Origin of the sequence: Pseudomonas sp. S09G 359, assembly GCF_002843605.1 — a bacterium.
GTDB lineage: Bacteria > Pseudomonadota > Gammaproteobacteria > Pseudomonadales > Pseudomonadaceae > Aquipseudomonas.
The window spans coordinates 4,835,268-4,851,928 of record NZ_CP025263.1 but is presented as its reverse complement, the minus strand read 5'-3'; the positions used below and the strand labels follow the sequence as shown (position 1 = coordinate 4,851,928).

14 protein-coding genes and 1 pseudogene are annotated in these 16,661 nt (G+C 61.6%); 6 read left to right on the top strand and 9 right to left on the bottom strand.

Annotated elements, in window-relative coordinates:
• Nucleotides 1-238: 238 nt before the first annotated feature.
• Complete coding sequence (locus CXQ82_RS22100) at nucleotides 239-1,207, top strand: hypothetical protein (protein WP_101272290.1); 969 nt, start codon at nucleotides 239-241, stop codon at nucleotides 1,205-1,207.
• A 180-nt stretch (nucleotides 1,208-1,387) separates the two neighbouring features.
• Here CXQ82_RS22100 and dsbG read toward each other — a convergent pair whose 3' ends face one another.
• Genes dsbG through dsbD form a run of 3 tightly spaced genes read right to left on the bottom strand, consistent with a single transcriptional unit; the run spans nucleotide 1,388 to nucleotide 4,712 of the window.
• Nucleotides 1,388-2,149 carry a thiol:disulfide interchange protein DsbG gene (gene dsbG, locus CXQ82_RS22095; protein ID WP_101272289.1) on the bottom strand — a complete coding sequence of 254 codons (762 nt, stop codon included), beginning with the start codon at nucleotides 2,147-2,149 and terminating at the stop codon, nucleotides 1,388-1,390.
• Nucleotides 2,125-2,970, bottom strand: a complete 846-nt coding sequence (locus tag CXQ82_RS22090; protein WP_101272288.1) for a TlpA disulfide reductase family protein — start codon at nucleotides 2,968-2,970, stop codon at nucleotides 2,125-2,127. The genes dsbG and CXQ82_RS22090 overlap by 25 nt, the downstream gene beginning before the upstream one ends.
• Nucleotides 2,970-4,712, bottom strand: coding sequence for a protein-disulfide reductase DsbD (dsbD, locus tag CXQ82_RS22085; RefSeq protein WP_101272287.1), 1,743 nt, complete (start codon nucleotides 4,710-4,712; stop codon nucleotides 2,970-2,972). Before dsbD ends, CXQ82_RS22090 begins: the two co-directional genes overlap by 1 nt.
• A 175-nt stretch (nucleotides 4,713-4,887) precedes the next feature.
• On the opposite strand from dsbD, the gene CXQ82_RS22080 reads away from it, so the two are divergent.
• The 5 genes and pseudogenes from CXQ82_RS22080 to CXQ82_RS22055 all read left to right on the top strand — a co-directional run bounded on the left by CXQ82_RS22080 (nucleotide 4,888) and on the right by CXQ82_RS22055 (nucleotide 10,363).
• Nucleotides 4,888-5,568, top strand: coding sequence for a response regulator (locus CXQ82_RS22080; protein WP_101272286.1), 681 nt, complete (start codon nucleotides 4,888-4,890; stop codon nucleotides 5,566-5,568).
• Complete coding sequence (locus CXQ82_RS22075; protein WP_101272285.1) at nucleotides 5,565-6,887, top strand: ATP-binding protein; 1,323 nt, start codon at nucleotides 5,565-5,567, stop codon at nucleotides 6,885-6,887. The genes CXQ82_RS22080 and CXQ82_RS22075 overlap by 4 nt, the downstream gene beginning before the upstream one ends.
• A 123-nt stretch (nucleotides 6,888-7,010) precedes the next feature.
• A pseudogene (locus tag CXQ82_RS22070) lies at nucleotides 7,011-7,772 on the top strand (N-acetylmuramoyl-L-alanine amidase); the annotation flags it as partial.
• Between the two features lie 874 nt (nucleotides 7,773-8,646).
• Nucleotides 8,647-10,059 (top strand): aspartate aminotransferase family protein, encoded by a 1,413-nt coding sequence (locus CXQ82_RS22060; RefSeq protein ID WP_101272284.1) that lies wholly within the window; start codon nucleotides 8,647-8,649, stop codon nucleotides 10,057-10,059.
• 82 nt (nucleotides 10,060-10,141) lie between these two features.
• Nucleotides 10,142-10,363 carry an MbtH family protein gene (locus CXQ82_RS22055; protein WP_017527671.1) on the top strand — a complete coding sequence of 74 codons (222 nt, stop codon included), beginning with the start codon at nucleotides 10,142-10,144 and terminating at the stop codon, nucleotides 10,361-10,363.
• Between the two features lie 227 nt (nucleotides 10,364-10,590).
• On the opposite strand, the gene CXQ82_RS22050 is transcribed toward CXQ82_RS22055, so the two are convergent.
• The 6 genes from CXQ82_RS22050 to minD all read right to left on the bottom strand — a co-directional run bounded on the left by CXQ82_RS22050 (nucleotide 10,591) and on the right by minD (nucleotide 16,488).
• Nucleotides 10,591-12,759, bottom strand: coding sequence for a mechanosensitive ion channel family protein (locus CXQ82_RS22050; RefSeq protein ID WP_101272283.1), 2,169 nt, complete (start codon nucleotides 12,757-12,759; stop codon nucleotides 10,591-10,593).
• Nucleotides 12,760-12,811: 52 nt separating this feature from the next.
• The gene (locus tag CXQ82_RS31500) at nucleotides 12,812-12,988 is read right to left on the bottom strand and encodes a hypothetical protein (RefSeq protein ID WP_163034621.1); all 177 of its coding nucleotides are present in this window, start codon (nucleotides 12,986-12,988) and stop codon (nucleotides 12,812-12,814) included.
• A gap of 208 nt (nucleotides 12,989-13,196) precedes the next feature.
• Nucleotides 13,197-14,486 (bottom strand): M18 family aminopeptidase, encoded by a 1,290-nt coding sequence (locus CXQ82_RS22045; protein WP_060755982.1) that lies wholly within the window; start codon nucleotides 14,484-14,486, stop codon nucleotides 13,197-13,199.
• A gap of 199 nt (nucleotides 14,487-14,685) precedes the next feature.
• Nucleotides 14,686-15,321: an RluA family pseudouridine synthase gene (locus CXQ82_RS22040; protein WP_005789965.1), complete on the bottom strand. Its 636-nt coding sequence runs from the start codon at nucleotides 15,319-15,321 to the stop codon at nucleotides 14,686-14,688.
• Nucleotides 15,322-15,417: 96 nt separating this feature from the next.
• Nucleotides 15,418-15,672, bottom strand: a complete 255-nt coding sequence (gene minE / locus CXQ82_RS22035; protein WP_003175252.1) for a cell division topological specificity factor MinE — start codon at nucleotides 15,670-15,672, stop codon at nucleotides 15,418-15,420.
• Between the two features lie 3 nt (nucleotides 15,673-15,675).
• Nucleotides 15,676-16,488 carry a septum site-determining protein MinD gene (gene minD / locus CXQ82_RS22030; RefSeq protein ID WP_003175251.1) on the bottom strand — a complete coding sequence of 271 codons (813 nt, stop codon included), beginning with the start codon at nucleotides 16,486-16,488 and terminating at the stop codon, nucleotides 15,676-15,678.
• Between the last annotated feature and the right edge of the window lie 173 nt (nucleotides 16,489-16,661).

The following is a 16,661-nucleotide window of genomic DNA, read 5'->3' as shown; positions in this document are numbered from 1 at the left end:
AGGGCCTCATCGCAGGCAAGCCAGCTCCCACATTTTGAATGGTGAACACATTCAAAGTGTGGGAGGGGGCTTGCCCCCGATGGCGTCAGCTCAGACGCCGCTCACTTCCGCCGGTCGGTAAACCTGGTTTTTTGCCCGCTACCTGTCAACTTTCACAGTAGCCAACGCCTGTCGTCCAGGCATTGAATGAAGCTCGTGTTGTGGCTGATTTCCATCTACCTGCACTGGAGGCTTTACCGTGGCTAAAGAACTGTCTGCGAGCGGCGTATTGGCATGTGATAACAACCCTGGGGAGTTGGATAGCCCTGCGGTTACCAAGACGATAACGATCAGGCGTACCGTCACCCGTGTGTGCGAAGTGATCACGGACCTGAATTTTACTGTGCCTACGCAGTTGCCAGCACCCGAAGTGCCGGAGGCTGACGGTGAAATTCTGGACCTGCGTAATTTCAACGGGGACGCCACTGTCATTATTAGAAAATGGGCTTTTTTGGAGGAGGGGCAAAAGGGCTGGCTGGAATGCCTCAGCACCCTTAAGGATGGTACTGCCTACACTCTACAGCTGATGGACGGTGAGCCGATTACGGCGAATGAAGTGGAAAACGGGATATCGCGCGTTCTTCTGCGTGAAGAGCTGGAAAAGCTTCTTCACGATAGCCCGTTGACCATCGTCTTCAAGACGGCGGTGGACGCCTGTTGTGAAGAGGGGCCGGTGGTTGTTTTTCCCGAATTGGAATTGATCTACCGTCAGAAATTTCGAGACTTAACCACGTTTACTGACAATGATTGGAACGGATGGGAGCGTGGTGAAGCTGCCTATCGTGACGTGGATTTGATAAACGCTCACAGTGGGGGCAACTATTTTTTGGTGCATGATGCCTCTGATACCAGGCCGGGTACGTTGTTGACTAAGGAGTACGATGAATTTGTGGTTGGCGTGGTGTACGAATTTAGCGTGATGGTCAGACGTAGAAATTTGCTTATCCCCGTGCCAACGCTTTCGCTACATGCCAGCGATGGTACAACTACGATTGATGTGACCGATCCGGTTAGTTTTCCTACAACGACTCGCTTTGAACCGCTAAGAGGAACATTCATATCAACGGCTAGAAGTATGACGTTGAGTGTCTATACACATCAGTTCGTTGGTCCAGGGGGAAATGGAGATGACTACGATATTGACGATCTTCTCGTTCAAGGGGCATAGAGTGCTCTAAGACATTTGGCGAGTCTGGGGCAGTCCAGCCTGTCAGCGTCGGAGCGCTATGAGCCATTTCCGATCCTTTGCTGCGATCGATTTATCAGGCCTAACAGGTAACGCTACGGCCTGCCTAACGGCAGGCCTTTATCGACCCGAGCGTAAAAAATCTGATACTTTCAGGCAGTTTTACTTCGGCCCCATAATCTTCACCAACTTCTCCGGCGACGGCGCGCCTTGCTGTTGCTGCAAGCCGCCCTTGTCATCCAGATAGAAAATCGCCGGCGTCGCCGACAACTCCAGCTCATCCATCAACTTCATATTGGCGTCGAGCTTGGCCTCGATATCGGCCGGGATCTTGTCCAGTGCCTGCAACTTGCTGGCCTTGCCGGCGGCTTCGTGTGCTTCCAGGGCTTTTTGCGGGTCTTTGGCGGCGAACAGCGCGGCGGATTTGCCGGGGCTGTCTTCGCGGATGATCCCCACCATGATGTGGCGTAACTGCACCTTGCCGGCTTTCACCCACGGGCGTGCCTGTTCCCAGAACATGTTGCAGTAAGGGCAGTTGGGGTCACTGAACAGGTAGACGATGCGCGGTGCGTTTTTGTCGCCGTCCTGGATCCAGCTGCTTGTTTCCATCTTGGCCCAGACTTGCTTGGCCATCGGCGCATACACCAGTTTTTCCAGGGGCGCGCTGCTCAGGTCATTGCCCTGGGCGTCGTACAGGTTGCCGGCGAGCACGCTTTTGCCGTCGGCGGTCAGGTACAGGGCCATGCCACGGTTTTGGTACTGCGCGGCGTAGCCCGTGAGGCCGCTGGGGGCGTCGAATTTGCCGAGGATCTTGGCACCCTTGGCCTCAATCTGTTTGATCGGTGCCGGCCAGTCTTCGGCCTGGGCCAGTGTGGCCGCAAGCGTCAGCGGCAGCAGGGTCAGCAGGTGGCGGAGGCTTGGCATGTCGGTTTCCTTTCAGGGGCGGTGTCGAAGGGTTCCATGGCGCGGGCCAGGCTGGCTTGGGACAGCTCGCCCAGGTGGCTGTTGATCAGGCGCCCGTCGGCTTGGTAGAACAGCGTAGTCGGCAGGGCCATGGAGCCCACGGCCTGGCCGAGGCGGCCGCTGGCGTCAAACAGTACGTTGTCCAGGGTCAGGCCCTGGGTGGCCAGGAAGGTGCTGACGCTTTGCATGCTTTCGGCCTGGTTGACGAACAGGAATGTCACGTCGGGGCGTTGGTGCTGTGCGCGCTCCAGCACCGGCATTTCGCGCCGGCAGGGCGGGCACCAGGTGGCCCACAGGTTGATCACCAGCGGGCCGCCTTTGTAGTCGGCCAATTGCACCACCTCGCCATTGGCATTGCGCAAGCTGATCTCCGGCAATTGCGAGCCCTTGTCGTACAGGCTCAGGGACACGCTGGTCAGGCCCCAGAACACCAACCCGGTGATCACCCCGGCACCCAGTGGCTTGCGCAGCGCCGGGCGGCGCCAGCCGTAGGCCAATGCCCCGAGCACCAGCGCGATTACGCCAGGCCAGGCGAGAAAGCCGCCGTCGCGCAGGTCGACCATCTGCAGGGGGTCGTGGCTGTATTCGCTCCAATACATCAGCACAAAGCTGATGCGCGCTACCAACATACCCAGCAGGAACAGGCTGAACAGCACCGATTCCGGGTTTTCACCACCACGCTTGGCCACCCGCCAACCCACCAGGGTGGCGAGAATCAGCGCGCTGATCAGCAGGATGTGATTCAGCGCGATGGCGAAAGTGCCGATGGTCAGGGTCAGCATCAGCGGGCTTCTCGGGTCTGATTCCAGCGTTGCAGGAAGGTATCGGCATCCACCTCGCCAGTGATGCGTTGGGCGCGGCGTTCTTCACCGTTGGGGCCGATCCAGATAAAGGTCGGTGGCCCGGGGATCTGGTAGCGTTCCAGCAGTTGACGGCTGGCAACGTTGTCCGCCGTCACGTCGACCCGCAGCAGGCGCACGCCGTTGAGGGCGGCCATGACCTCGGGTTTGCCGAACACGCTTTTTTCCATGATCTTGCAGGACCGGCACCAATCGGCGTAGTAGTCGAGCAACACCCATTGGCCCTGGGCCCTGGCTTCGTCGAGTTGGCCTTGCAGAGCTGCAGGCGTGTTCACCGCGGTGAAGGCTTCGTGGGCGTTGGGTGCGCCAGCGGTGCGGGCGCCGCTGTAGACCTTCAACGGTTGCCATACGTCATCGCTGCCGCCTGCCGCGCCGATCACCAGCGCGCTGCCCCAGAGGCCCAGCAGCAGCGAGCCGGCACCCACCAGCATGGCCGCCCGGCCGGTGTCGCGGGCTACCCGCCAGCCGCAATAGCCGACCAGTATCGCCAACGCGCCCCAGGCGCCTACCCACAGGGTGTCGCCGAGCAGGGGTTGGATCAGCACCAGGGCCGTGCCCAGGAACAGGAAACCGAAGATGCCCTTGAGCAGGTTCATCCAGGTACCGGACTTGGGCAGCACGCTGTTGCCGACAGTCACCAGCAGCAGCAGCGGCACGCCGATGCCAATGCCCAGGGCGAACAGCGCCAGGCCACCAAACACCACATCACCGGTCTGGGCGATGTACAGCAGCAGGCCCGCCAGCGGTGCGGTCATGCACGGACCCACCAGCAGCCCGGACAAGGCGCCGAGGACGCCGGCCCCTACCAGGCTGCCACCGCGCTGCTGGCGGCTGAGGTTGTCGAGGCGGTCACGCAGGAATGCCGGCAGTTGCAGTTCGAAGAAACCGAACATCGGCAATGACAGCAGGATAAACAGCGCGGCGAAAGAGCCCAGAATCCAGGGTTGTTGCAACCAGGCCTGCAAGTTGCCGCCGAGCAAGGCGGCGGCCACGCCCAGCGCGGCGTACACCAGTGCCATGCTCACCACGTAGCTGCCGGCGAGGGCAAAACCCCGGCGTGGGCTCGCGCCGCTGCCCACCACCAGGCCGGCGAGAATCGGCAACATCGGCAAGGAGCAGGGCAGGAAGGCCAACAGCAGGCCCAGGCCGAACATGGCCAAGAGGCTCCAGAACAGGTTGCTTTCGCCGAGGAATTTTGCCAGTTGCTGGTCGTCGGCCGCACCGGCGGAGGCTACCGCAGGGGCAGGCGCGACGGCTGGACCGCCTAGGTCTACGGTGATCGATTGCGGCGGGTAGCACAGGCCCGCGTCGGCGCAGCCCTGCCAGCCCAGCTTGACCTGGCCGGTGGTGCCGGCGGGGATTTTCACTTCCAGGCCCTGGCGATAGACCTCTTGTTCGCCGAAGAACTCGTCGCTATGCGGCTCGCCTTTGGGCAGCACCGGCTTTTCCGCCAGGCCGTCGAATTTCATGCGCTGCTGGTACAGGTAATAACCGTCGGCAATCTGCCAATACAGCTGGGTTTCGCCGGATTCCAGGCGCTCGGAGGTAAAGGTGAAAGCTTTGCCCACCGGGAGGAAATCGGGTTTGGTCTCAAAAGGGTTGCCAGGCGCGGCCTGGGCGAATCCCGCGAACATTACCAGCAGAAAGGTAAACAGATGCCGCATGGTCAAGCCTTAGTTCGATGCAAGTAGGCACACAATGTGTGGCGTTGATTAACCGATGATTAACCACCCTCTATTCTAAAGTGAAGGCGAGGCCCGAGCGCGCCTCTTTTCACGGCATAATCTGCGCTTAATCCGCGCCACCTTTAATCCCCCCATCTTTCATGAAGGGTTCACCATGCACGTACTGGTCTGTGAAGACGACGAACTGATCGCCAGCGGCATCGTAGCCGGTCTCGGCGCGCAGGGCTTTACCGTCGAGCGCGTGGCCACGGCCGCTGCCGCACGGGCCATGCTCAAGGCGGCCACGTTCGACATCATGGTGCTCGACCTCGGCCTGCCGGATGAAGATGGTCTCAAATTGTTGCAACAACAGCGCAGCCAGGGCTTGGAAATTCCGGTGCTGATCCTGACCGCGCGGGATTCGGTGACCAACCGCGTCGACGGCCTGCAAGCCGGCGCCGATGACTACCTGCTCAAGCCGTTCGACCTGCGTGAACTCGCCGCACGCCTGCAAACCCTGCTGCGACGGGTGGCGGGGCGCAGCGTCAACCTGATCGAACACGGCCGCCTGGCCTACGACCCAAGCAGCCGCGAGACCTTCCTCGGCGGCCAGCCGGTGGACCTGTCGCGGCGTGAGCAGGCGTTGCTGCAGGCCTTGCTGCATAACAAGGGGCGCGTGTTGTCCAGTGAGCAGCTCAAGGACAGCGTCTACGGCTTCAACGACGAACTGGAAAGCAACGCCCTCAACGTGCACATCCACCACCTGCGGCGCAAGTTGGGCAACGGCATCGTCGAAACCGTGCGCGGCCTTGGCTACCGCCTGGGCACGGCTGACGGGGGCGAGGACGCATCGTGAAAAGCCTGCGCCTGCGCCTGACGTTCAAGCTGGGCGCCGCTTTTGTGTTGATCTGGGTCCTGGCGGCGGCCTGGATGCTCAACGACCTGCGCAACCAGATGATGTTCTCCCTCGACCAGCGCCTGGTGGCGTCCGCGCGCATGGTGGCCGGGCTCACCGAACAGATGCCGGGCCTGGCCAGCGTGAGCGGCGGCACGCAATTACGCACCGACCAACTGAATGTACCCGGTGGGATGGCCTGCCAGGTCAGCTCGTTGCGCGGGGAAATTCTTGCGCGCAGCCACACCACCCCGGATGAGGGGCTGGAGTCGCGCAAGAGCGGCTTTCGCGACCAGATCATCGATGGCGTGGGCTGGCGCAGTTTTACCCTGTCCCGTGGCGACCTGCTGATCACCACGGCCGACCGCCAGGTGGAGCGCGAGGCGTTGAACCTGTCGATCCTGCTGGCGGCCTCGGTGCCGGTGGGCGTGGCCCTGCTGGGCTGCCTATGGCTGCTGTGGCTGGGCATCGGCCAGAGCCTGCAACCGCTCAACCGCATGCGTGACGCGCTGATGCGCCGCAGCGCCGACTCCCTCGAGCCGTTGCAGATTCATCCGTTGCCCAGCGAGCTCAAGCCGCTGCTCGACACCCAGAACCAATTGCTGCAGCGCATCGCCAAGACCATCGAGCGCGAACGGCGCCTCACCGGCGACGCCGCCCACGAGCTGCGCAGCCCGCTGACAGCCATCAAGACCCACCTGCAAGTGGCGCGCATGACCGAGGGCGCGGCGCGCGACCAGTCCCTGGCGCACGCCGAGGAGGGCGCCGACCGCCTGCACCGGACCCTGGAGCAATTGCTGCTGCTGGCGCGAGTGGAGGGCAGCTTGTCGTTCGATGACGGCCTGCAATCGAGCGCGGAGCAAGTCGCGCGGCTGGCGATCCAGGACGCGAACGCCGGCGATAATCAGCGCATCGACCTGATTCTGGCGGACAACCTCAGTGAAACCCCGGTGGAAATGCCGGTGGCCCTGGCCGTCGCGGCCTTGCGCAACCTACTGGATAACGCGTTGCGCCACACGCCGGGTGACACCCGCGTGGAGCTGAGTGTCTTTACCGCTGCCGACAACGTGGTGTTCCGCGTGCGCGACCATGGCAAGCAGATTGCCGCCGAAGACCTGCAATACCTGACGCAGCGCTTCTGGCGCAATGGCAGCAGCGAGGGCTGTGGCCTGGGCCTGGCGATCGTGCAGGCGATTGTGCAGCGTTGTTCGTGCTCGCTGAAATTCGACAGCCAGCCGGACGGCCTGCGGGTCGACCTGGGGATGCCGCTGCGGCGCTGAATGCTTTTCTTCAAGTGCTAGATAGTTACCGCCTGCCTGGGGTTTAAGCCTTCAGGATGGCGGTAGTTTTTTTGTGCTTGAACGGGCTGAAAGACTTGGCCTGTATTGAAAAGGACTCTTCTGATGTTGGTCATTGATACGAGTTTTCCTGCCCGGGACTTCAACGAACGCAACGGTGAGCCCGTGGGGCAGGTGATTCTGCACTACACCGCGGCGCCCTTCGTGTCTTCCTTGCGTACCCTGACGCGTAATGGGGTCAGCGCGCATTACCTGCTGCCTGATCCTGATGAGCCTGGCTACCGCGCGGCGGGATATGACGAGTTGCGGGTGTTTCGCCTGGTGGGTGAGGAGCAGCGTGCCTGGCATGCGGGGGTGAGCCATTGGGCTGGGCGCGATAACCTCAACAGCCGGGCGATTGGTGTCGAGATCGTCAACCTGGCGCGCGATGACGGGGGGGTGTTTACCTTTCCTGGGTATGGTCAGAAGCAGGTGGAGGGGTTGATTGCGTTGGTTCGCGACATTCTTGGGCGATACCCGCAGGTAGGGCCGGCGGATATTCTTGGGCATTCGGATGTGGCGTATTGGCGCAAGAGTGATCCGGGGCCGCGGTTGCCTTGGCTTGCGTTGTATGAGGCCGGGGTGGGGGCTTGGTTTGATGAGCCGACGCGGGTGATGTATCAGCGGCGGTTTTGTGTTGGTTTGCCGCCTGAGGTGGAGGTGGAGCGGGCGTTTCAGCGCTATGGCTATAAGCCGGCGCAGAATCGCCGAGCGTTTGAACTTAGGACTCGGGCGTTTCAGATGCACTTTCGGGCGCGGGATTATCGTGGGGTTCTGGACGCTGAGACTTGTGCGATTTTGTATGCGTTGAATGAGAGGTATCGGGGGGGGGTGAGGTGGGTTGAGTGCATATCCATTTCTTCGGTAACGGCGGCTTATGGTTCCGCTCTTACAGCGGGTCACTTTTGGAAGGACCCAAAAGTAACCAAAAGGTCCTCGCCCCACCACTCGGCACCTCGCTTAGGCTCGGTGTGCCCGTAATCCGACAGTGATTTGGGGGGCCGCCGCCACGCGCCATCCATGGCGCGGGGCGGCTAAACCGGCATCCCTGCCGGTTTACCCCCCAAATCACTGTCGAATTCCGGCCAGCGTGGTTGACGGGGCGATTTCAGATCAAGATCAAAAGCCAAAGCAGATCAAGAGCAGAGCACGGCGGCCTAGTAGCCGACCTGAGTGGTGTAGATCAAAAGCGCTGTTGCTTTGCTTTGTTTTTGCTGTGGCCCTTACATCCTTTGCGCTGACGAAGTCAGCGGTCTTTTGATCTGCGCTTTTGATCGTGATCTTGATCTTGATCTTAGGCGCCCCGTTAAACACGCTGGCCGAACGCAGGCTTGAATCCGTGGGTAACCCGGCAGGACGCCGGGTTAGCCGCGATGGGCCAAGGATGGCCCATGGCGGCGGCCCACGGATTCAAGCCGGAGTGAGGGCACACCGAGCCTAGGCGAGGTGCCGAGTGTTGGGGCAAGAGCCCTTTTGGTTACTTTTGGGGCTCTTTTCCAAAAGTGACCCGCCGTAAGGGCGGAACCATAAGCCGCCGTTACCGCAGCAACGGATATACCCCCAATCAAAAACGACCACCCCCCCTAAATCCTCCTCACGCTGGTGCGTTTCCAGAACAGGAAATCCGTGCGCATGCCCTTGGGCCAGACGCCAACGGATCGGCAGTTTGGTCACCATCATCAGCGTATTGAGGGATCGAGAGATGTCAGTCGCTATCAGCCGTATCGAAGACGCCCCGGTGCAGGTCAACCCAGCACCCGTGGAAACGCTCTACCAGTTCGACGAGACCCCGCTGCTGGCCCGCCAGCGCCAGCAGGAGTCCAACGCCCGCAGCTACCCACGGCGCATTCCCCTGGCGCTCAAGCGGGCCAAGGGCATTTATGTAGAAGATGTGGAAGGCCGCAGTTTCATCGACTGCCTTGCCGGCGCCGGTACCCTGGCGTTGGGGCATAACCACCCGGTGGTGATCGAAGCCATCCAGCAAGTGCTGAGTGATGAACTGCCGCTGCACACCCTGGACCTGACCACGCCGGTCAAGGACCAGTTCGTGCAAGATCTATTCGGCCTGCTGCCGGCAGAACTCGCGCGAGAAGCCAAGATCCAGTTCTGCGGCCCCACCGGCACCGATGCGGTGGAAGCCGCATTGAAGCTGGTGCGCACTGCCACCGGTCGCAGCACGGTGCTGTCGTTCCAGGGCGGTTATCACGGCATGAGCCAGGGCGCGCTGAGCCTGATGGGCAGCCTGGGGCCGAAAAAACCCTTGGGCGCGTTGCTTGGCAATGGCGTGCAGTTTTTGCCGTACCCCTATGACTACCGTTGCCCGTTCGGCCTGGGCGGCGCAGAAGGTGTGCGGGTGAACCTGCATTACCTGGAAAACTTGCTGAATGATCCGGAAGCCGGGGTGTTGCTGCCGGCGGCGGTGATTGTCGAGGTGGTCCAGGGCGAGGGCGGGGTGATCCCGGCCGATCTCGACTGGCTGCGCGGTCTGCGGCGTATCACCGAGCAGGCAGGTGTGGCGTTGATCGTCGACGAGATCCAGAGCGGGTTCGGCCGCACCGGCAAGATGTTTGCCTTTGAACACGCCGGCATCATCCCGGACGTGGTGGTGATGTCCAAGGCCATTGGCGGCAGCCTGCCGCTGGCGGTGGTGGTGTATCGCGACTGGCTCGACACCTGGCTGCCGGGCGCGCATGCCGGGACCTTCCGTGGCAATCAGATGGCCATGGCGGCGGGGTCGGCGGTAATGCGCTACCTCAAGGAGCACGACCTGGCCGGTCACGCGGCGGCCATGGGCGAGCGCCTGGCTGAGCACCTGCGCATCTTGCAGCGCGACTTCCCGCACCTGGGGGATATTCGTGGGCGCGGGTTGATGCTGGGCGTGGAACTGGTCGAGCCGGATGGCGCTCCGGATATCCAGGGTCACCCCCCGGTGCATCGCCAATTGGCACCGCTGGTGCAGCGTGAATGCCTCAAGCGCGGCCTGATCCTGGAGCTGGGCGGCCGGCATGGCAGCGTGGTGCGTTTCCTGCCGCCGCTGGTGATCACTGCCGTCGAAGTCGACCGGGTGGCCGAGATTTTCGGGCGCGCTTTGGCGGCCGCCGTCGCCAGCCTCTAATTTTTCGCCAAGTTGGTACGTTTCTACAGATATCAGCGCTGCGCATGGTGCGCAGCCAGCCTTTGAGCGATGGAGAACAGCAATGACCTCAGTATTTGACCGCGACGACATCCTGTTTCAGGTAGTGGTCAACCATGAAGAACAGTATTCCATCTGGCCCGACTACAAGGCCGTGCCGGAAGGCTGGCGCACCGTGGGCAAGAGCGGCCTGAAGAAAGAGTGCCTGGCCTACATCGAAGAAACCTGGACCGACATGCGCCCCCTGAGCCTGCGCCAGAAGATGGACGGCGCCGCACTGGCCTGACCCGGCAACAAATTAGCTTCCTGTGGCGAGCCCGCCTGTTGTGGCGAGCGGGCTTGCCCGCGTTGGGCTGCGAAGCAGCCCCAAAGCCAGGCGATGAGTTCTTCCTTAAGGATCGCATTTCTCAGTACTGGGGCCGCTTCGCGGCCCAACGCGGGCAAGCCCGCTCGCCACAACAAGCCGGCTTGCCACAATAAGCCCGCTCGCCACAACAAGCCGGCTCGGCAAAGTTATGATTCAGCGTCTTTTGCCAGCCCGCCCGAAGCCCCTGTCACCACCTGCACACTCAAGCGCGGCGTGGCCAGGTCCAGTCCGGCTTCATCCAGGTGGCGTTTGAGCGATAAGTTAAACGCCCGCGACACTTCCCACTGCTTGATCGGCGCCGTCTTGAACCGCGCGCGCAGAATCGCGCTGCCCGACTCGAAACTTTCCACCCCCTGAATTTCCAGCGGTGACCAGATATTGCGCCGTTGCAGCGGGTCGTTGCGCATTTTCTGGCCGACATCGCGGATCAGCTTGATCGCCGAATCGATCTCCATGTTGTAGGGGATCGCCACCCGGAAGATCGCGTAGCCGAACTCTCGCGAGTAGTTCTTGATGCTCTTGATCTCGCTGAACGGGATGGTGTGCACGATGCCATCGATATCGCGCAGGCGCACGGTGCGGATGGTCAGGCCTTCGACAGTGCCGAGGTGGCCGCCGACGTCCACGTAGTCATCGATGGCCAGGGAGTCTTCGATGATGATGAACAGGCCGGTGATCAGGTCTGCCACCAGCGACTGCGCACCAAAACCGATGGCCAGGCCGATCACACCGGCACCGGCCAGCAGTGGCGTAACGTTCATGCCCATGTTCGCCAGGGCGACGATGGCGGCGATGATAAAGATGGTCACAAACAGCACGTTGCGGATCAGCGGCATCATGGTTTGCGCACGCGCGTTGGCCAGGCCTTTGCGCGAGCGGGTGAGGGCGTGGTGGATCGCGGTGTCGCTGAGGATCCAGATCAACCAGGCAAACAGCAGCGTGCCACCCAGGCCAAACAGCTTGACGCTGATTTCATGGCCGTCGCCTTCGGTAAAGCGGATCAGCGACAGGCCCCACACCCGCAGGCCCAGTTCGATAAACACCAGCCACACCACCAGGTGGGCCAGGGTGTACACGAAGCTTTTCAGGCGCTCGGAGTACAGCGCATGGCGCTTGTGCCCGCGTTGCGGCTTGAGAGCGTGGCGGCGCACCAGGCCGTTGATCACCATGCACAACACCAGCAGCACCGTGCACAACAGCGACTGGCGCAGGGCGGTGCTGGTGTCGCCGGCGGACAGGAAGGTGGCAAACAGCGAGATGCCCACCAGCAGCAGGGCCGGGATGTACCAGAAGGAGCCGATGATCGACAGCGTGTCGGTGAGGGCGCGGCGGGTGAGGCGGCGCGACAGCGGCTGGTTGCGGATCAGGTGGGCGATCGGCCGGCGGAAGCGCAGGATAAACACGCCGGTGGACAACGCCGCCATCACATTCGCCACCGTCGCGGCGGTGTGGGCCAGGTGCTGGCCGAGCGCCGCGACCAGCCGCGGGTCACTCAAGGCTTCGCCAAAGGCTGCAAAGCTGCCGATCCACCACAGCGGGCGGAATGCCTGGCGGCGCAGGATATACAGCGCGCGATGGCGGTGCGGGCCATCGAGCAGCGAAAAGGCGATGACGCAGATCGCCGAGAAACACGTGCCGACCACCAGCGCATAGGCCAGTACCATCGCCAGGGATTTGCCCAGGGACGACGGCAGCGCGTAGCTCAGGTACACGGTGATCACCAGCGCAATCAGCCATGGCCCCAGTTTGCGCAGGGCAAAACGCAGCATATCCCAGGTGCGCGGGTGTTGCGGCAGCTCCTCGGGCAGGCCGAAGCGTTCGCGCACGCGGTGGCTGAGCCAGATCAACGCGGCCGCCAGCAGGCTCCATATCGCCAGGATCAAGGCAAAACCGAAGATGATCGGCAGCCATTCGTTGGCCGGCAGTATCAGCGCACTGAGTTCATCCTTGGCCAGGTCGACTTCATCGGCCCAGCGCCCCAGCGGGCTGTCGGCACCGGAAAACTGAGCCTCGAGGCCGGCCAGGGTGCCGCCGATCAAGCCAAGTACGCCTTGCTCGGCGGCCGGCTGGGCCTTTTGCGTGGCTTCGCGGAGTTTTTTCAGGTCGCTCAAGAGCTGGGTGCGTTGCTGGTCGTTTTCCAGGGTCTTGATCACCTCGTCCAGGGACTGGCCGAGGGGCACGTCTGCCTGGGGTTGGCTCTTGTTGGTGCTGCCCAGCAGGCCGGGCAGGCTCACGGCCTGGGCAGGCGTGAGCGGCAGCAGCGTGAGCAGGGCGATCAGGAGGTAGCAGGGCAGGGCGAACAGACGGGAAAGCACGAGGCGGTCAACCTTGAAAACGGCAGGTTGAGCGAGTGTACGAGTGCAATCGTCATTCGGCCAGTTTGGCGAGGATCTTGTACACCACGGTGCCCAGGATCAGCAGCATGCCAAGCCACATGCCGAACACGCCAAGGGGCTTGTCGCGAAAGTTGAAACCGACCGCGAGCATGATCATGCCGATCAGGATAGGGATCAGCATGGCGTGGAAGGAGGACATGGAGATCATCGGGCGACAGCCTTGTCAGAGTGGGAATACTGACAAGTCTAGGCCGGATTGCAGAAAATGCAGGTGATGCAGATCAGCTTTACATAGAGCTAAATGTGGGAGCGGGCTTGCTCGCGAATGCAGTGGATCAGTCAGCATATTCGTGCCTGATACACCGCATTCGCGAGCAAGCCCGCTCCCACATTTTTGACCGATTTACCATGCAAAATCAGGGCAGATCGTGGCTGGCGTAGAACGCCCCCAATACCTTCACCAGGTGCGCCAGGTCATGGCTGCCGCACAATTCCCGAATCGAGTGCATGGCAAACGTCGGCAAACCAATATCTACGGTACGCACTCCCAGGTGGCTGGCGGTGATCGGGCCGATGGTCGAACCGCAGCCCATGTCGCTGCGCACCACAAAGCTCTGCACCGGCACTTCCTGGGCCATGCACAGGTGGCGGAAGAACCCGGCGGTTTCGCTGTTGGTGGCGTAGCGCTGGTTGCTGTTGACCTTGATCACCGGGCCGGCGTTGAGCTTGGGGCCGTGGTTGGCGTCGTGCTTCTCGGCGTAGTTCGGGTGCACGCCGTGCGCATTATCCGCAGACACCAACAGTGATTTCTGAATGGTGCGTACGAATTCATCACCTTCCGGCAACAGGCGACGTAGGGTCTGTTCCAGCATCGGGCCATCGGCACCGCAGGCCGAGCAGGAACCGACTTCTTCGTGGTCGTTGCATACCAGCACGCAGGTTTCGTCGCTGTCGCTGGTGAGCAGGGCTTGCAGGCCGGCGTAGCAGGACAGCAGGTTGTCCAGGCGTGCGCCGGCGATGAAGTCGCCGTTGAGGCCGATCACCGCAGCACTTTGTGTGTCGTAGAAGCTCAGCTCATAGTCGAGCACCACGTCGGCGTTCAACCCGTGTTCGCGCGCAAGCTGCTCGGTGAGCACGGCGCGGAAGTCCACGCGCTCGTCACCGGCAAATTGCGCGAGGATCGGCGGCAGCTCGGTCTGGGCATTGATCGCCCACCCCTGGTTGGCTTCACGGTTCAGGTGGATGGCCAGGTTGGGGATGATGGCAATGGGCAGCTTGAAGTCGATCAGTTGGCTCTCGACCTTGCCGTCGCGGCGGAAGGTCACGCGGCCGGCGAGGGACAGGTCGCGGTCGAACCACGGCGCCAGCAGTGCGCCGCCGTAGACTTCCACACCCAGCTGCCAGAAACCCTGGCGCTGCAGTTCCGGCTGCGGCTTGACGCGCAGGCACGGGCTGTCGGTATGGGCGCCGACCAGGCGGATGCCGCCTTGCAGCGGCGAGTGGCGGCCAAGCTTGAAGGCGATGATCGAGGAGTCGTTGCGGGTCACGTAGTAGCGACCGTTGGCCTCGGTGGCCCAGGTCTCGCGTTCGTCGAGACGCTGGTAGCCGGCCGCTTCCAGGCGCTGGGCCAGGGCCGCGGTGGCATGAAAAGGAGTAGGGGAGGCCTTGAGGAAGTCGATCAGGCCTTGATTCAACGCTTCGCGCATAAATAGCTCCAGACAGCAATGCGCGGAGTTTACCGTATTGGTTTGACTCGGTGGCGAGAAGTGATGCAGATCTAAATGTGGGAGGGGGCTTGCCCCCGATGGCGGTGTGTCAGTCAACAAATACTGTGACTGACACTCCGCTATCGGGGGCAAGTCGAATCGTCGCACCGCCCCTCCCACATTTGACTGTGTTTGCAGCTTAAAAGGGTGCAGGGCACTCAAACCGCAAACGCTCGCCGCTCTGCGGATGGGTAAAACTCAACATGCTCGCATGCAGGCACAGACGCGGCCAGGCGGCCAGGGCTTGTTCATGGGCATACAAGCCATCACCCAGCAGCGGGTGGCCGATAGACAGCATGTGCACGCGCAACTGGTGCGAGCGCCCGGTGATTGGCGTGAGTTCGACGCGGCACCAATCGCCACAACGTTCCAGCACTTTCCAGAAAGTCAGCGCGTGCTTGCCGAATTCGTGGTCCACCACGTGGCGCGGCTTGGTCGGCGGGTCGTAGCGCAGGGGCAGGTCGATGCTGCCACTGTCCAGTTCAGGTTGGCCCCAGGCCAGGGCGGTGTAGGCCTTTTCGGTTTCGCGGTCGTGAAACTGGCGCGACAGCTCGCGGTGGGTGTCGGCGTCACGGGCCAGCAGGATGATCCCTGAGGTTTCCCAGTCCAGGCGATGGACGATACGGGCTTCGGGGTAGCCGTTTTCCTGCAGGCGGGTGATCAGGCAGTCCTTGTTGTCGTCAGCGCGGCCAGGCACCGAAAGCAGCAGGGTCGGTTTGTTCACCACCAGGACAGCGTCGTCCTGGTGCAGGATGTGGATATTGGACAGCGGCATTAAACAGCCTCGTAACAAACGCCAACGGCGGCTCGACCACCCAGGCCCCGCAAAGGGGTCAAGGTGATCGAGCCGCCGTGGCAGCCGCCTTTTCGATCAACGATCAGGCAGGGTGATATTGAGTTCCAGAATCGAGCAGCTGCCGTCGTTTTCCAGGGCGACATGCACGTCATCGTTGCCGATATTGACGTACTTGCGGATCACCTCGACCAGTTCCTTCTGCAAGGCTGGCAGGTAGTCCGGGGTACTGCGTTGGCCGCGTTCGTGCGCCACGATGATCTGTAGACGCTCTTTCGCTACCGACGCGGTACTTGGCTTTTTGTTGGCGCGAAAGAAGTCGAGAAATTTCATTGTTTAGTTGCCTCCAAAGATACGCTCGAAGAATCCCTTCTTCTTAACATCGAGGAAGCGATGTTCCACGGTCTTGCCCAGCAAGCGATCAACTGCATCGCTGTACGCCTGGCCGGCGTCGCTCTGGTCGTCAAGAATAACCGGCACGCCCTGGTTGGAAGCCTTCAGCACGGCCTGGGATTCCGGGATTACACCCAGCAGGGTCACGGCGAGGATTTCCTTCACGTCTTCAACGCCGAGCATTTCGCCGTTGCTGACGCGCTCAGGGTTGTAGCGGGTGAGCAGCAGGTGTTCCTTGATCGGGTCCTGGCCTTCTTCGGCGCGCTTGGACTTGCTGGCCAACAGGCCGAGCATGCGGTCCGAGTCACGTACCGAGGACACTTCCGGGTTGGTCACCACGATGGCTTCATCGGCGAAGTACATCGCCAGGTGAGCACCGGTCTCGATACCGGCCGGGGAATCGCAGACCACATATTCGAAAGTTTCTTTCAGCTCAGCGAGGACTTTGCCTACGCCTTCTTTGGTCAGCGCATCCTTGTCACGGGTCTGGCTGGCGGCCAGTACGTACAGGTTCTCAAGGCGCTTGTCCTTGATCAGGGCCTGTTGCAGGTTGGCTTCGCCGTTTACCACGTTGACGAAGTCGTACACCACGCGGCGTTCGCAGCCCATGATCAGGTCGAGGTTACGCAAACCGACGTCGAAGTCGACGATGACTGTTTTGTGGCCGCGCAGTGCGAGGCCGGTACCGATAGCGGCGCTGGTGGTGGTCTTACCCACACCACCCTTGCCGGATGTAACCACGAGAATCTTGGCCAAGGTGTTTCACCCCTAAGGAAAAAGGACTTTTCGGTCCCTGAAAAACATCTCTTGAAACTCGCTGCAGGCGGACAGCCCTTGTAGGAAAAGATGTGGTTTGCGTTGGGAAACGCCAACTTCCAATTATTCCTACGCAAGTCTTGCCGGTTTCGCTGTGCTATCAGAGTCTAGAG

What these genes read in the sequence shown, in the direction of transcription:
- dsbG (WP_101272289.1), bottom strand. Translation starts at nt 2,149, where the DNA reads ATGCCAAGCCTCCGCCACCTGCTGACCCTGCTGCCGCTGACGCTTGCG.
- CXQ82_RS22090 (WP_101272288.1), bottom strand. Translation starts at nt 2,970, where the DNA reads ATGCTGACCCTGACCATCGGCACTTTCGCCATCGCGCTGAATCACATC.
- dsbD (WP_101272287.1), bottom strand. Translation starts at nt 4,712, where the DNA reads ATGCGGCATCTGTTTACCTTTCTGCTGGTAATGTTCGCGGGATTCGCC.
- CXQ82_RS22080 (WP_101272286.1), top strand. Translation starts at nt 4,888, where the DNA reads ATGCACGTACTGGTCTGTGAAGACGACGAACTGATCGCCAGCGGCATC.
- CXQ82_RS22060 (WP_101272284.1), top strand. Translation starts at nt 8,647, where the DNA reads ATGTCAGTCGCTATCAGCCGTATCGAAGACGCCCCGGTGCAGGTCAAC.
- CXQ82_RS22055 (WP_017527671.1), top strand. Translation starts at nt 10,142, where the DNA reads ATGACCTCAGTATTTGACCGCGACGACATCCTGTTTCAGGTAGTGGTC.
- CXQ82_RS31500 (WP_163034621.1), bottom strand. Translation starts at nt 12,988, where the DNA reads ATGATCTCCATGTCCTCCTTCCACGCCATGCTGATCCCTATCCTGATC.
- CXQ82_RS22045 (WP_060755982.1), bottom strand. Translation starts at nt 14,486, where the DNA reads ATGCGCGAAGCGTTGAATCAAGGCCTGATCGACTTCCTCAAGGCCTCC.
- CXQ82_RS22040 (WP_005789965.1), bottom strand. Translation starts at nt 15,321, where the DNA reads ATGCCGCTGTCCAATATCCACATCCTGCACCAGGACGACGCTGTCCTG.
- minE (WP_003175252.1), bottom strand. Translation starts at nt 15,672, where the DNA reads ATGAAATTTCTCGACTTCTTTCGCGCCAACAAAAAGCCAAGTACCGCG.